The organism is aff. Roholtiella sp. LEGE 12411 (assembly GCF_015206995.1).
Classification (GTDB): Bacteria; Cyanobacteriota; Cyanobacteriia; order Cyanobacteriales; family Nostocaceae; genus Komarekiella.
The window spans coordinates 1-15,377 of record NZ_JADEXR010000056.1 but is presented as its reverse complement, the minus strand read 5'-3'; the positions used below and the strand labels follow the sequence as shown (position 1 = coordinate 15,377).

Here is a 15,377-nt window from a genome sequence, read left to right as displayed (position 1 = left end):
ATCGCCGATTGTTACATATGAACTACCCACAGTTGGCTCCGCCTGAACTGTGGGTTTCTACATCCCTCAGTTCGTTTTTCACGGAGACTTCTACAGATTTTTGACGCTTCATTGCCCCTAGTTGCTTCATGCTTGCTGCTGTTTTGCGGGTGCGTGAGGTAGAGCTAGACGACTCTGCGTCTACGAGGCTAGTTCCTAACCCCGGTAGAATTCCTTTGGCCCAATAAAGCATAACCTCGGCAGCAGCAATATCTCTATCCTGTAGATAATTACAAACACTACACTGATGTACTCGAATATCGAGTGTTTTCTTGTGTTGGTTTCCACATTTGGGACAGGTTTGAGAAGGTTTTACCTGACGGGTTGGAACTTCGATAAATACACCACCAATCTGCTCTATTTTGTATTTTATGGTGCTGCGTAACATTCCAAAACCAACATCAAGAATAGACTTATTTAGTCCAGCCTTCTGTTTTTTGCGCTTACCCTTCTTTGCTTTTCGGGTCATGTTTTTGACTTCTAACTTTTCAGTTGCAACGAAGCTATTACTGCTAACTATTTCTGTTGCAACTTGGTGTACCCAATTTTGGCGTTGGTTAGCAACTTTACGGGTTAGTTTACTAACTTTTAACTGAGCTTTTTTGAACCGTCTAGAAGCTTTTATTTTTTTCTTTCTGTTTGGCGCACGTTTACGTCGTTTGTCCTGAGACGCTTTTTTGATTAGATGTTCTGCATTTCTTAAAAATTTTGGTGCATCAATTTGTTGATGATTTTCACCATCAGTAATTGATAAAGCAGATTTACATCCCAAGTCAATACCGATAGCACTAATGGGTAAAATCTCTGGCTTGAGAACTTGGTTTAAAACATCAACTGTAATAGATGCGTACCATTTACCATTGCGATAAACGATAGTACAAGTGGTCGGTTTTCCCCAATATTTAGCCTGTCCACGCATCTGAATACGCCCAATCTTAGACAGATTGAGATAACCACTCTCTCCATCTGACTCAACAAAGTAGCCAGTTTTGGCAGGATATGTCCATCCTGAATAATGCCTAATTGATTTGAACTTAGGGCGTTTACCTAAACCTTTGAACCAACGCTCAAAAGCAAAATCAACACGCTTCAATGTTGCTTGCAATGCCTGAGAATTGATTTGTTTATACTCAATCCAAACATCTTTGAACGCTGGTAAGCAGTTCTGCTGTTCTATATAATCAACAGAATGATTGAAGTTTTGATACTGATAAAATCTATTGTTGACAGCAGCGTTGTACAGGTCTTTGTGTAACTTCCGGTGATACCGCAAATACTGCTCTATCTGCTTATTTGGGTATAACCGAAAAGTCATTCGCCTGATTGCCACTTCTATTTTTACCTCCAAGACTCAAATTACTATATAAAATGAATGTGAGTAAAGTCAAAATGTTGGGGATTCGTCATACATCTGGAAGAAAGTTCTTGCGTAGCAACAAATCAATTCCAGATGCAATCCTCATCCAAGGCTCCCTATCCCCAAGAGTATGAGTACATTGAGGGTGGGGACTTCCCCGATACGTTAAAATCGGATGAGATTGAGCTATTCTCTCGCCAATGTGATGACCAAAGCAATACAAAATCCCATCGCAAAGAACTTAGACATTATCAATGCTAGAGTACCTGGTTACAAGGATTTGCAGATGCTCTTAGTTGGTCAACAGGGTATAGTTGAGCAAATTTTACCAATGGGTACAGTTCTCAAACGCTTTCCAGCAATTGATTTGCAAGTAGTGGATGCTGCTGGTGACTGGATTTCTTTGGGTGGTGTTGATTTGCAGATTAATGGCGCATTGGGATTAGCATTTCCCGATTTGCACCCAGAAAATGCTTATATGCTTCAGAAAATTGCTCAATTTTTGTGGGATGTTGGGGTAGATGGATTTTTACCAACGTTGGTGACAACTTCAGTAGAAAATATTCAGCGATCGCTTGGTGTAATTGCTGGTATTCTCTACAATCAACAAGTAGGTGCCAAGATTCTGGGAGTACATCTAGAAGGGCCATTTTTGAATTTCCAAAAGCGCGGCGCACACCCAGCAGAATACTTATTACCCCTAACAATTGACGAAGTAAAGCGGGTTTTAGGCGATTATGCTGATGTTGTGAAAGTCATCACCTTAGCACCAGAGTTAGATCCAACTAGTGAAGTAATTCCATATTTGCGTTCCTTGGGAATCACCGTTAGTTTAGGACATTCTCAGGCAACAGCCGCCGAAGCGCAACGTGCATTTGAACTGGGTGCGACGATGGTAACTCACGCTTTCAACGCCATGCCATTATTACATCACCGTGAACCAGGATTATTAGGAGCAGCAATTACCAATCCTGATGTGATGTGTGGTTTCATTGCTGACGGTGAGCACGTTTCACCCACGATGCTACAAATCTTACTTGTCGCCAGCGGCTACGAAAAAGGACTTTTCCTCGTTAGCGATGCCCTCGCACCTCTGGGATTACCCGATGGGGTGTATCCTTGGGACAGTCGGCAAATTGAAGTAAAAAATAGTACGGCACGATTGCCAGATGGAACTTTGTCAGGGACTACTTTACCCTTATTGGTGGGAGTGCAGAATTTGGTGAAGTGGGGGATTTGTGATGTGGAAAATGCGATCGCCCTAGCTACCGATGCACCTAGAAAAGCGATAATCTTACCAGGAATTACCGCAAATCAAGCTCTCAATTTATTACGCTGGCATTGGGATGAAGCGACAAAAAAACTAACTTGGCAGCGATTATTTAACTAGACGTTATGGAAACATGCAAGATAAATACTAGGCAGTCGGTGGCGGTGACTGCACAACAACTCCATTGCAACGGACATACAGAGTCTTTTAATTTGCGTTGAATCCCATATTATGAATGAGGCTCTCCTAACAATACAATTGAGCACTTCAATTCTTTAATCACCTGCGTTGTAACTTGGCTGACGGCTAATCCACCTGCTGTGCGATAACGGACGGAACGCAACACTACTAAGTCAAATGCCTCAGCCTCCCGAATGATGACTTTAGCGACATCATCACCTCTAATTGCTTGAATATTTGTACTTACCTGTAACTGACTTTTATCGACGATATCAGTCCATTGAGATGCAAATTTTTCTACCAAGGTTTGGGGGATTTTGCGATCGCATACATGTAATAGAATTACCTCAGCTTGATTTACATCAGCCAAAATTTGAGCAAATCGCACAGCGCCTATGGTTTGCCGTGTTAAGTCTCCCACTGGTACAAGAATTTTGCGGATGGTCGTAGGACTACTTAACAAGCGTGTTACTGCTACCGGACAGTGAGAAGACCAAAAGACGCTATCAATTACACTACCAAATAAGCGGGCACGTAAGCCTGTTGTCCGCGACCAACCCATCACCACTAAGCTAGAATTTTGTTCTCGACTAGTACGGCTAATACCCAAAGCCGCATCATCATCAATCCGAATTGCAGGTGACACTTCCACGCCAAATTCTTGACTGATTTCTTTAGCTAAATTCAATCTTTTCTGATTTTGCTCAAGTGCTGTGACTAACTGCGGATCGTCCATTTGGATATGTGCTTTGGTAATAGCTAATGGCACAATCCGTCCAGATTCATGACGAGCTAGTAGTGCTGCCATTTCTATCAAGTAGCGCTGAGTTTCAGGATTATATATCGGTACTACTACAGTAAATGGCTCTTGGTTTGGCTCTACCTGTTGATTCTCATAACTTTCCCACCAAGTTGTTAGACTATCTGTTCCTATATCTGCGGGGATAAGCTGTAACGCACTAGCGAATCGAGCTGTGATTATCGGGCCGAGGATTGCAGTAACCAGCATCAGAACAATCACACTGTTTAAGACACCTTCATTGATTAGCCTTTCACCAGCAGAATTTACAGTTTGATAAGCAACTAAGGTTGCTGCTAATGTTGCTGCTACCTGTGGCAAAGATAATGACCACATGGTTAGGAATTCCGCCATATTGTAGCGGTAAAACAGTTTGGCTAAAAATGCCGCTATAAATTTGCTGCCAACTAAAGCTACTACAATTACCAGCGTCAGCCAAATTGAACTGAGGGTTTTGATAAAGGCAGGAATATCAATCAACAATCCCATGTCTACAAAGAAACAAGGAATAAATAAAACACTGCCAATAAATTCAACTTTTTCTTTGACTGGACTACGACCTAGAACGTCGTTGACAGCTAAGCCTGCTAAAAACGCACCAACAATTTTCTCAACTCCAATTACCTGTGCCCCGACAGATGCTAAAAATAATGCTAGTAAGATAAACAAAAACTGGTTACTTTGTTCATCCCCAGAGCGACGAAAAAACTCTTTTCCTGCCCAGTCAAAGCCAAATAGAATAACAGCAGCATAAATCACTAATCCACCCAACAAAGTTGCTAAACTTAGGGCGGAGAATTCCCCTCCATGAATTCCAACACAAATTGCTAGCACTAGCAAAGCACCTGTGTCAGTAAAAATTGTGGCACCAATTGTAACTGTCACAGCTTCATTCGTTACAACTCCTAGGCGACTCACGATTGGATATGCCAACAGAGTATGGGAGGCAAGTAAAGAGCCAATTAAAACTGAAGCATTCCAACCAAAATTAAATAAACGTCCTACAGCAATGCCAGCAATCATTGGTACTAAGAATGTCAGAGTACCAAACCCAATTGAACGATTTCTAGTTTTACGGAATTGCTCTAGGTCAATTTCTAAACCTGCCACGAACATCAAATAAATCTTGCCAATATCAGAGAGTAATTTGATAGTGTCAGACTCAGAATCTAATAGCTTTAGCCCGTTTTGTCCTAGTACTACTCCTGCGACAAGTAACCCGACTAATCCAGGGAGTTTTAGTCGCTCAAATATAGGAGGTACAGTAAAAATTACTGTTAGTAGAATTGTAAATGCAATGATAGGACTGTCTGTTAGCGAGTTTGATATCATTTGCAATAAATCAACCTAGATGGCAAATATAATTATAAAGAAAAAAACGCAAATCATTGCTTAAATTTATTATGTAATTCAGTAGTGTAGGTTACTGAAAAATAAATTGTTCACACCAAAGAGGTGGCGATCGCACTAAATCTTCTACCTTAAGAAAGGAGTCGTTCATATCTACAGATAGAAATAAAAGTAGAAGTTTAATCTGCGAAAATAATCGATACTTAAATCGTTACAAACGTTATCTACGACCTAGAAATCGTGAAATTATAGGAAAATAAAAGTTTTTGCTCAAAGCAAATCCAATTGCTGCTGAGTAAGAGTTTTGAATTGAAAATAATGATAATAATTTGTGAAATTACAACGTCAAACTTGTAAATATATAGTAGGAGAAAAGAGTACAGACGCGATTAATCGCGTCTGTACAAGAATCAAGGTTAATTATTCTCTGCCCCCACTCCCCTTACCTCCTACTTATTGCCCCGTACTAAGCCAAACCGAATTAACCCGCGCTGATAACCGCGACGCATCAAGCCCAGTGATAATGCTCCTTGGATGGTAGTCCAACCCGCACTGAGTAAGCCCCAAAGTGCCTGGGGAGTGAATGCGGAATCAATGACCATATTCCAAAACGGGGCAACAGCTTTTGACCAATCAGCGGTGCGGATATTGTTTAATGGTAGTTGACGTGCGATCGCCTCATACTCTGGCAAAGAAATCACATAAGGCAAACAATACACTCGATAAATTTCCTCTAAGTGTTTTTGTTCATCAGCTGTCAACGGTGATTCATCAGTGGGTCGGTGACACCAAGTCACCATAATCAAAATACCACCCGGTTTTAGTACCCGATAACACTCCTGCATAAACTTGGTTTTATCTGGCATGTGTTCACCACTCTCTAACGACCAAACCAAGTCAAAAGAATTATCAGCAAAAGGCATTGCTTGAGCATTTGCTACCTGAAACTGTGTTCTTAGACTCAAATTAGCCTCCAAGGCGCGTTCTGTGGCTCTCGCGGCTTGCACCGGACTTAGTGTAATCCCTGTAGCCTGAGCATTAAACTTCTCTGCCAGGTATAAAGAACTGCCGCCAATGCCACAACCTACATCCAGGATGTTTTCCGCTGACTGTACCCCTGCCCACTTAAGCAGTTCTTCAATTAAATCAATTTGAGCCTGACGACGGTCTTTGTTCTCACTACCATCTGACCCGTAGTAGCCATGATGCATGTGTTCGCCCCAAATCTTTTCCCACAGACCAGAGGAAGCATCGTAAAATTGCTGAATTTGTTGGTAAAGTGTTGCACTCATGAAAAAAGTAGTATTGAGACGAAACAGAATTCAAAAAAAAATATACTGGTAGGCTACCATGTATGTTTTTAATTAAAATAGGGTGTTTTGGTTTCTAGGGAGAGTCAACTCCGGTTTATCTTCCTTAGAAAAATTTGTATATATTACTTTAATTAAGCTGCTCTTGCTTCAACTCATACAGCTTATATTGTCGAGATGCCTGTCATGATTGAGTTTTTCATTTTTTCGGAATTTTGAATTGCTTATGACTGTTGCTCGTACAGTTTGCTTAGGATTTCTAGCTGTAATCGCTATAGGCACCCTCCTGCTGATGATGCCTTTCTCAACTAGCAATGGTACTTGGAATGACCCAATCGTGGCGCTATTCACCTCGACATCCGCAGTTTGCGTTACTGGTTTATCAGTAGTTGATCCTGGCACTTATTTTTCTTTTTGGGGTCAGTTGTTTATTGTGCTGTTAGTTCAGATTGGCGGGTTGGGCTACATGACAAGCACCACCTTTCTAATTCTGTTGATTGGACGTAAGTTTGATCTGCGACAAAAAATAGCTATTCAACAATCTTTAGATCGACCGGGAATGAGTGGTAGTGCTCAAGTTATCCGCTCCATCATTGCTACAACACTGATTTTTGAAATTACTGGAGTATTTTTACTGTTACCAGCTTTTGTACCCAAATATGGATGGGATAAAGGACTTTGGTTAGCAATTTTTCATAGTGTTAATTCTTGGAATAATGCTGGTTTCAGTTTGTTTAAAGATAGTTTAATTGGTTATCAGTCGTCTTTTTTAGTAGTCTTTACCATCACAGCATTGATTATCTTTGGGGGAATTGGTTATCAGGTAATCTTTGAAATGTATATTTGGTTCCGCGATCGCCTGGAAAAAAAAACTAATGCTCAAGTATTTTCTCTTGATTTTAAAGTTGCAAGTAGTACAACAATTATATTGTTAGTATTAGGTCTACTTGCTTTTTTATGTATAGAAATCAGAAATCCTGAAACTTTTGGCTCACTAAATTTCCGTGACCAGTTATTACTAGCTTGGTTTCAATCGGTTACTCCTAGAACTGCTGGGTTTAATACCATTGATATAGGTAAAATGACCACTGCTGGTCTATTTATTACTATTGCGCTGATGTTTATTGGTGCAAGTCCAGGTGGTACAGGAGGCGGTATGAAAACAACAACCCTAAGGGTGTTAACTAGTTGTACTAAAGCAATTCTTCAAGGAAAAGAAGAAGTTTTATTGTATGATCGCAAGATTGCAATACCTTTAATTCTGAAAGCTGTTGGTGTGTTAGTTGGTTCAGTAGCAACCGTAATCTTGTCTACGATTCTAATTGCCCTCACAGATCCAGAATTAGATTTTATTAAAATTCTGTTTGAAGTAGTATCAGCCTTTGCCACAGTGGGTCTTTCTACAGGCATCACAGGAAGTGTATCTACAGGGGCAAAGCTGATCTTAGTTATCACAATGTATATTGGAAGAGTAGGCGTTTTACTGCTTATGTCAGCGATACTAGGAGATCCCCGCCCCACTAGAATTCATTATCCTGAAGAAAATTTACTCGTGGGATAGTTATAGGAGTGAGAAATAGGATATATGAGGTATAAATAATTAATAAATAATGACTAATAATTAAACTGATAAAATATACCTATTTAGGCAAAAAAATAGCTTTTTTATTTGTGCGGCATAACCGCTTTTTGCCCTAAGTACAGGGAGCAATAATAAGGATAACAACTGTGCATCTTTCATCATTAGGTTTTTTCCGCAGTTTACGTAAAGACAACCATCAATTTGCTGTGATTGGGTTAGGTCGTTTTGGTCGTTCTGTTTGTTCAACACTTCACAATTTCGGCTATCAAGTGCTGGCTACAGATATTGATGAGAAACGTGTTTCAGAAGCCCTAACTGAAGAAATAGTTGGTCATGCTTTGCAACTAGACTCTACTGAGCCAGCTGCACTCAGGGAAGCTGGAGTTTTTGAATTTGATACGGTAATTGTGGCAATTGGTAACTACGTTCAAGAAAGTATTATAACCACCCTGAATGTGAAAGAGGGCGGTGTACCTCACGTAGTTGCTAAAGCCTCTAGTGAAGTTCACTGCAAGCTATTGCGACGAGTGGGAGCAGATCATGTTGTTTTTCCTGAGTATGAGGCGGGTTGTGCCCTAGCACGTACACTTACCAAACCATCAATCATAGATCGGTTTGACCTCGACCCAGATAACAGTATTGTAGAACTGATCGTGCCTGATGAATTTCATGGTAAAACAATCACCGAACTTCAACTTCGTAACCGCTATGGTTTGAATTTGCTGGCGGTGAGTCAGGATGGTAAATTTCAAATCAATCCTGATCCAACCAAGCGTCTAGAGCGTGGTTCTGCAATGGTAGTTATTGGCTGCAACAAAGATATTAATCGCTTGCCAATTTAAAAAAGTTAGGAGTTAGAAGTTATGAAAAACTCCACCCACAAGGGCATGGAGTTTTTGGGCATAGGGAATTCGGGGCCCCCTCTGGGGAACTCGGGGCCCCCTTTGGGGATTAGGGGCGAAGGGGCAATGGGAGAGAAGCTACCAATGCCCAATGCCCTATGCCCAATGCCCAATGCCCAATGCGTCGGAGCGACTATCCCTCTGCACCTTGAGGTTGCTGTTGTTTTCCCTTCTGGGCAATTTGCTGCATTAGCTGCTCAATTTTTTCAACTTGCTCAAGATTTCCTTGGCTGCGGTATTCATTGCGGGCGCGTTTCAATGCTGCACTGGCTTTCTTGATATCACCCTGATTGTATAAAGTCACTCCCAAGTTATAGTAAGCTGAGGCATTCTTGGGATTTTGGCGAATAGCTTGCAGATAAACGGCAATAGCCTCTGAGGCTTGACCATGAATTGCCATCAAACTTCCCAAGTTAGTGTAAGCTATGGCATTCTGAGGATCTAGCTGCAAAGTTTGCCGATAAGCAACGATCGCAGGTTCTATTTGACCTTGGTCTTGTAAAGCGATCGCTAAGTTAAAGTAAGCATTGGCATTACTGTCATCTAGTTTAGTTGCTTGCTGGTACGCGGCGATCGCTTCCTGTAGCTGTCCTTGTTCGTACAGTGTCAAACCCAGGTTATATTGTGCTGCTTTCATTGTCGGATCGATTACAAGGGCCTGTCTGTACACAGTAATTGCTGCTTCTTTATCTCCTTGTTGGTGGAATGCCAACCCTAAGTTATAATAAGCTTCGCTCAAATTAGGATTAATTTTTATCGCCTCTGTATATTCTTGTACAGCTACATCCAGGCGATTTTGCTGCATGGAGATATTACCTAAATAATTGCGTGCTGTCCCAAGGTTGGGATCATGCTGCAACGCTTGGCGAAAGGCATAAGCTGCACCCTGTAAATCATTGCGGTTATAGCGCGTGACTCCTTGTTGGTAGAAGCTAGCTGCTTGGAGATTCTGAGAAATCGCAGTTTCTGCTAGCAGCTTGCTTCCTGGGAAATTAGTAGTTGTCGGTGCAGCTAAGAACAAAAATGCTGAAGAGTAGAGCAGCGTCATCTGGGAAAATATATGTAACCACGGAGAAAATGGATGTTCTTTAGACATGAATGGCAAGCCTGTACTTATTGTTAGCTTCTTATAAGTCAGAGTACCCACCACGAAAGAGAAAATTCCAAATTCCTTACTTAGACTCAGTGCGATCGCGGTTATTACACCTCTTGCAAAAGACAGGGGTTCATTTTTCACTGATTCGCGTTTTTGCAACAAGTCTCTTGTAGATTAGCCAGAGCAAGGTGCTGATTATTTCTCATCTGCAAAGCTGCTCTCACCAAACCTCAAATCATCCACTCCTAACTACTCAGAAACGCCAGTCGCCTCTGGTAAAATGAGCATGGCATCACCGAAAGAATAAAAGCGATACCCTGAAGCGATCGCTTCGTTATATATATTCAACAACCTTTGTCTACTAATCAAAGCACTAACCAGCATCATTAAACTAGAACGCGGCAAGTGAAAATTAGTAATTAGACCATCAACGATCCGCCATTGGTAGCCGGGATAAATAAACAAGTCTGTCTTACCACAAAATGGCTGCAAATCGCCAGATTTAGCTGCTCCTTCCAAGGCGCGTACTGCTGTTGTACCCACAGCAATAACTCGACCACCAGCCGCTTTAGTGGTGCAGATTTGTTCTACCGTAGTGGTAGGAACTTCAATCCATTCTTCGTGCATCTGGTGTGTGGTAACATCCTCAACTTCCACGGGGCGGAATGTACCTACACCAACGTGTAGCGTCACAAAAGCTTGATTAATTCCGCGATCGCTTAACTTCTGCAATAATTCTGGAGTAAAGTGAAGTCCTGCCGTCGGAGCTGCGATCGCTCCTGGCTGTTTAGCATAAACTGTCTGATACTGTTCGTCATCAGCTTCCGAGCCAGTGATATAAGGCGGTAGAGGTACTTCACCAAATACGTCTAAAAGCTGTACCAAAGATTTTCCCTCTGGTACATCAAATTGCAACAGACGTCCCCCAGTCGCCGCGTCTGTTTCCAAAACCGTAGCCGTGATGCAAAAGGAGGGGGGGAAAGAAGAATTATTTTCTCTCCCACTCTCCCACTTCCCCACTCCTCCACTCCCTTGAAGAAATGCTCCCTTGGCTTCAAAAATAATCTTCGCTCCTGGTTTGAAGCGTTTTCCTGGCTTAACTAAGGCTAACCAACAGTTATACTGCTTTTCTTCTAACAGCAAGACCTCGATTTCAGCACCACTAGATTTACGACCATAAAGCCGTGCTGGAATAACTTTAGTATTATTCATTACTAATAAATCACCAGCTTGCAGTAGTTCGGGCAAATCACGGAAAATGTGGTGCAACGGTGCTGTTTTGTCGCCTGTAGTGCGAGAATTCACCACCATTAACCGCGAGCTATCTCTAGGAACTACTGGGTTTTGGGCAATGAGTTCTGAAGGAAGTTCGTAGTTATACCCAGCTAGCGAACAATCTAATTCAACGTTTTTGGCTCGCTGGATCGGGGTGTCAGGTAAATTAGCTTGTGTTATTTGTTGCTCCATTTAGATTTATACCGGATTCCAAAAGCTGGTTTAAGCTTTCCTCTATAAAGGAACTTTAAGGCATCATCGCTCAATTTCTCCACTCGGCTATAAGATTAGTACTATTAGGTGACACGGAAACACCAATATGAAAATTGGGTAAACCTCCCCATCTAAAAACGGGGGCTTTTACCCTACCGGGAACAGGCATCTATTTACGAATATAGAAGTGTAGGATTGGCTTTGATCCCAAGCACCAACAAACATGGAATACTTGTATTACCTGGCAAATGCCAGTTTAACTCTGAGGGTCGTTCAACACCTGCACGCTAGACCCCAGACACCAGTTTCATTCGTCACCGTAATTCATCAAATTGATGGCTGGGTGGTTAGGATCAAACTCAAGGGTCAAGTCTCCTCTCAAGAAGATGGCGACTTTCGCGCTTTTCTAAATGAATTAGGAATTAGCTATGAGCCGCCAATGAGAGTACAAATGGCACTTTGGAGTTTGGAAGCGGGACAGTGCCCTGTAGATGTGATGCGTCGCTATCAGGTAGCGATAGTCTCTCATGGTAGCCCTGAGAGAGAGGAAATTGAAGCCTTCCGGCAACAGTTTGTCCGAGGATTGGGCTACTGTCCCGAAACCTTGGCATGATACTGTTTGACAGGGATAGCACTACAAGATTATTGGTTCGTGGGGAGCTAGTGCAGTAAATCCAGCACTAGCTCACTATGGACTGACTGCCTGCGGTACGCTAAACCTAGCCTGTTTTTCTAAAGATATGATCGTCAGGTATAGCTACGTTACAAACGTGACCCGGCGGGTGATTGGTCATCAAAATATTTTATCTGTTACTCATTAGCCACTACCATTATCAATTAAAGAGTCGAAAGCTGCTGGAATGTATTCTTGCAGCTTTAACTTATATCCGGCTACTGATGAAGTAGTTGGAGCTTCCTGGGTAACTTCAACCCCAGTCAGATTTTTTGAAATCCGCTGACAATTGACAATAGCAACATCAAATTGGCATGGATAATCTGCCTTTTCAGGATACTGAGCTAAAAATATTTCGGCTGTACGCAAAAGTTTTGCTTGCTTTTGTGGCGTGATAGCGCTTCTCCCTCCTGCATCCCAATTACCTGAACTGCGGGTTTTAACTTCAACAAATGCCAAGATAGAGTTTTGAGTACAGACGCGATTAATCGCGTCTGTACAAGCGAGTGCTGTTAGCGGTAGCGGAGCATTTAGCCCGTGCTGAGTGCTGAGTAAGGAATTCTCTGCGTTAAGGGACTTCTGCTCCCCTGCTCCCCCTGGTTTTTCCTGATATTGGGCTATTATGTCGATTTCTCCCCAGCGACAAGAAAAGCGACGGTGCAGAATCACCCAACCTCTAGATTGCAACCATTGGGCTACTAGGTCTTCTCCTAATCGGCCAATATCGGGATAATGAGATGGAGGAAGGTTCGCCATTGACTAAAAATAGCATGAATTCTATGAATTCTAGGTTAAGCGATCGCGTAGCGGATAATACGCTCGTTTCATCCCGTCCATCTGGGATGAAGGGTAAAATAAAACATCGGATTTGGGCAAGTATACTCAGTTTATTGCTTTGGGGAATAATTGACATCACGGTATCTGTAGGTTTTGCTCCAACAGCTTTGGCACTTGAATATAATAAAGAAATTTTGGTTGAAGCTGATTTCTCAGGACGTGATTTAACAGACTCTAGCTTTACCAAAGCTAATCTCCGCCAAAGCAACTTCAGTCACACCAATTTACGCGGTGTTAGTTTCTTTGCCGCAAATTTAGAGTCGGCAAATTTGGAAGGTTCTGATCTCACAAATGCTACTCTAGATTCGGCTCGTCTAATCAAAGCAAATTTGACAAATGCGGTGTTGGAAGGTGCATTTGCTGCTAATGCCAAGTTTGATGGTGCAATCATTGACGGAGCAGACTTTACCGATGTGCTGCTACGCCAGGATGAGCAAAAAAAATTGTGCCAGGTTGCTCAAGGGACTAACCCCACTACAAAACGGGACACGCGTGACACGCTGTTTTGCTCATAAAAGGAAGTAAAAATTATGGAGAGGTGCCATATTGCCCGCAGTTAACCACACTTCTCCATAACTTGTGATGCTTATTGTTATGAAGTGCGATCGCAACTTCTTAATGTTCATATACCGGATTTATGAATAGCCTAGTAATTGAATATAATCAATCGCATTCAATTCCTGCTACCAATTTTATTTTTCCTAATAGCGATCGCATCCGCCCTGATTGTCGGTGCAATTTTCATCCTACTAGCTGTAACGGATATAATTATAGCATACACTGCCTTCTTTCAAGAATTTATCTCTACTTACTTTGGATTCGGTAGTATTTTTACCAAGCTGACACCAGATAGCGATGATTTTAGTTAGCTACTTGTTACAAAATCCGTTTAACCAGGTTTCGCCAGCTTATTGGTTTGATGCGATCGCGATCATCGTTAGTCAATATTCGCGGATATATACATCTACTATGCTACTATTTGCTTGATGTTATTGCTAGCTTGTTACGTTCTTCCTTGAAGTTCAGCGCAGACAGACAACCTAGTGAGTTACACACGAGCCTATTAATTTCAAGCCCTAGTCGGCTGAAAAAGCCTCGGATATCCGCCTAAATACTCACCAAAGAAAAACCCTTTGGTCTTTCCTGATGAGTAAAGTCTTGATGCTTAGCCTTTCTTGGACAGCCACTAATCGTTTATGAATGGACAGCCTTTAATTTTAGTTGTAGAAAAAAATTTACATGATTTAGAACTACTTAATTCTCACCTAGCAATATTAAATTTTTCATGCATTTGTACCAAACAAGGGGTGAGGGCTACGATATTGGCACAAAATTATCAACCAAATTTAATTTTACTAGATATGATGTTGTCTGATTTGAGTGCGAATCAAGTGATTAATTATCTCAAACACAATCCAAAAACTGCTAGTATTCCAATCATTGCAGTGAAACCCTTGACCAAAGTACAAGAGTACGATTTTAAGAGGATCGCAGGCTCTGATGATTGCATTACCAAACCTTATGATTTTAATCAATTAGAAATAGTTGTCCACCGCAATCTCAATCAGATAAATTTTTCACATTCGACTTCGGAATAGATTCTGGATTACGAACCCCAGGCAATTGATTTAAGATAACAATAATTCCTGTACGACCGGTGGCTAAATTTGTGTTTGTCATTAGGTCGATAACAGGTTGACCAATAATTTCCTCAATCAATTTTTTTAATTGTGGTTTAATTATTTTGTCTAAATATAATCGCACTTGTTCAGCCAAGCTATCATAACCTCCATTCAGTAGAGTTTTCTCAGCTTGGCTTACAGAGTTTTCTAAAGAAACTACAATTTCAGTATCAAAAAAATGGCAAATAATTTGACTTGGACGCTGACCCAATCTTTCGTTATATAAATTTCTAATCTGCTGTGATATTTCTCTTTCTAATTGTCCAATAGTAGGTTGTATCATTAGCGTTACAATGTAATATTTTTGATTCTAAGAGTAAAATAGTAATTTCTAATATTATACTTAATATTTAGAAATATTGAATGTTAATAATAACCTAGTATAAATAGCCAAAAATGTGTTATGTTCTAGGCAAAATATAGGGCTAGTATTTGATTTCTGAAAAAAATTCAGGTACATCTTTATTACTTCTTCTCGATGCCCCATTCCCCATTGCCTCTTATCCCCAGAGGGGGCCCCACCTTCTCCATTCCCTGTCTCTACGAGTCAGTTCACGAATCAAATCGGATTACTATATTTATCACTAAGTATCTGTCAACTACCAATCGTAAGTTCTTATTTTTAAAGTTTTGGCATCCTAATTACAAATTACTTATAGTTTTACATGTTGAGTCTAATATTAATGGTTCTACCGATCCCCTTATGAAAAAAAAGTATTTTAAACGAGAAAAAAGAGCTAATAACAAACAAGAATATAGCGCTACAAGCTAAGTCTGACAAAGGTTAATGACTTTTAAAATTTTTTGAAGAT

Annotated in this window: 14 protein-coding genes and 1 pseudogene; 8 read left to right on the top strand and 7 right to left on the bottom strand. The window is 41.1% G+C overall.

Annotated elements, in window-relative coordinates; genetic code table 11:
- Positions 1-22 precede the first annotated feature (22 nt).
- A complete protein-coding gene (locus tag IQ246_RS14550) occupies positions 23-1,354 on the bottom strand; it encodes an RNA-guided endonuclease TnpB family protein (protein WP_208492169.1) in 1,332 nt (443 codons plus the stop codon).
- A 247-nt stretch (positions 1,355-1,601) separates the two neighbouring features.
- Here IQ246_RS14550 and nagA point away from each other — a divergent pair, with 247 nt between their 5' ends.
- Positions 1,602-2,786, top strand: a complete 1,185-nt coding sequence (gene nagA / locus IQ246_RS14545; protein WP_194004071.1) for an N-acetylglucosamine-6-phosphate deacetylase — start codon at positions 1,602-1,604, stop codon at positions 2,784-2,786.
- A gap of 109 nt (positions 2,787-2,895) precedes the next feature.
- Here nagA and IQ246_RS14540 read toward each other — a convergent pair whose 3' ends face one another.
- A complete protein-coding gene (locus IQ246_RS14540) occupies positions 2,896-4,977 on the bottom strand; it encodes a cation:proton antiporter (protein WP_194004070.1) in 2,082 nt (693 codons plus the stop codon).
- A gap of 467 nt (positions 4,978-5,444) precedes the next feature.
- Complete coding sequence (locus IQ246_RS14535; protein ID WP_194004069.1) at positions 5,445-6,287, bottom strand: methyltransferase domain-containing protein; 843 nt, start codon at positions 6,285-6,287, stop codon at positions 5,445-5,447.
- A 244-nt stretch (positions 6,288-6,531) separates the two neighbouring features.
- Between IQ246_RS14535 and IQ246_RS14530 the strand changes: the two genes are divergently transcribed.
- Both IQ246_RS14530 and IQ246_RS14525 read left to right on the top strand, forming a co-directional pair.
- Complete coding sequence (locus IQ246_RS14530) at positions 6,532-7,866, top strand: TrkH family potassium uptake protein (protein WP_194004068.1); 1,335 nt, start codon at positions 6,532-6,534, stop codon at positions 7,864-7,866.
- A gap of 167 nt (positions 7,867-8,033) precedes the next feature.
- Complete coding sequence (locus IQ246_RS14525) at positions 8,034-8,729, top strand: TrkA family potassium uptake protein (protein ID WP_194004067.1); 696 nt, start codon at positions 8,034-8,036, stop codon at positions 8,727-8,729.
- A 193-nt stretch (positions 8,730-8,922) separates the two neighbouring features.
- Here the strand turns inward: IQ246_RS14525 and IQ246_RS14520 are convergent, their stop codons facing one another.
- Positions 8,923-9,837 carry a tetratricopeptide repeat protein gene (locus tag IQ246_RS14520; RefSeq protein WP_244142034.1) on the bottom strand — a complete coding sequence of 305 codons (915 nt, stop codon included), beginning with the start codon at positions 9,835-9,837 and terminating at the stop codon, positions 8,923-8,925.
- A gap of 297 nt (positions 9,838-10,134) precedes the next feature.
- Positions 10,135-11,352 (bottom strand): tRNA preQ1(34) S-adenosylmethionine ribosyltransferase-isomerase QueA, encoded by a 1,218-nt coding sequence (gene queA, locus IQ246_RS14515; RefSeq protein WP_194004066.1) that lies wholly within the window; start codon positions 11,350-11,352, stop codon positions 10,135-10,137.
- Between the two features lie 244 nt (positions 11,353-11,596).
- On the opposite strand from queA, the gene IQ246_RS14510 reads away from it, so the two are divergent.
- Positions 11,597-11,986, top strand: a complete 390-nt coding sequence (locus tag IQ246_RS14510; RefSeq protein ID WP_162395314.1) for a hypothetical protein — start codon at positions 11,597-11,599, stop codon at positions 11,984-11,986.
- A gap of 204 nt (positions 11,987-12,190) precedes the next feature.
- On the opposite strand, the gene IQ246_RS14505 is transcribed toward IQ246_RS14510, so the two are convergent.
- Positions 12,191-12,802, bottom strand: a complete 612-nt coding sequence (locus IQ246_RS14505; protein WP_194004065.1) for a YraN family protein — start codon at positions 12,800-12,802, stop codon at positions 12,191-12,193.
- An 86-nt stretch (positions 12,803-12,888) separates the two neighbouring features.
- Here IQ246_RS14505 and IQ246_RS14500 point away from each other — a divergent pair, with 86 nt between their 5' ends.
- The 4 genes and pseudogenes from IQ246_RS14500 to IQ246_RS14490 all read left to right on the top strand — a co-directional run bounded on the left by IQ246_RS14500 (position 12,889) and on the right by IQ246_RS14490 (position 14,481).
- A complete protein-coding gene (locus IQ246_RS14500; RefSeq protein ID WP_244142033.1) occupies positions 12,889-13,398 on the top strand; it encodes a pentapeptide repeat-containing protein in 510 nt (169 codons plus the stop codon).
- Between the two features lie 138 nt (positions 13,399-13,536).
- Positions 13,537-13,731, top strand: a pseudogene (locus tag IQ246_RS14495) (ABC transporter permease); the annotation flags it as partial.
- Positions 13,732-13,738: 7 nt separating this feature from the next.
- On the top strand, positions 13,739-13,870 hold the full coding sequence (locus tag IQ246_RS30900; protein ID WP_255515559.1) for a hypothetical protein: 132 nt from the start codon (positions 13,739-13,741) through the stop codon (positions 13,868-13,870).
- 209 nt (positions 13,871-14,079) lie between these two features.
- Positions 14,080-14,481, top strand: coding sequence for a PleD family two-component system response regulator (locus tag IQ246_RS14490; protein ID WP_194004063.1), 402 nt, complete (start codon positions 14,080-14,082; stop codon positions 14,479-14,481).
- Here IQ246_RS14490 and IQ246_RS14485 read toward each other — a convergent pair.
- Positions 14,444-14,848 carry a DUF2294 domain-containing protein gene (locus tag IQ246_RS14485; protein ID WP_194004062.1) on the bottom strand — a complete coding sequence of 135 codons (405 nt, stop codon included), beginning with the start codon at positions 14,846-14,848 and terminating at the stop codon, positions 14,444-14,446. The two genes, IQ246_RS14490 and IQ246_RS14485, sit on opposite strands and share 38 nt — an antisense overlap.
- Positions 14,849-15,377 lie beyond the last annotated feature (529 nt).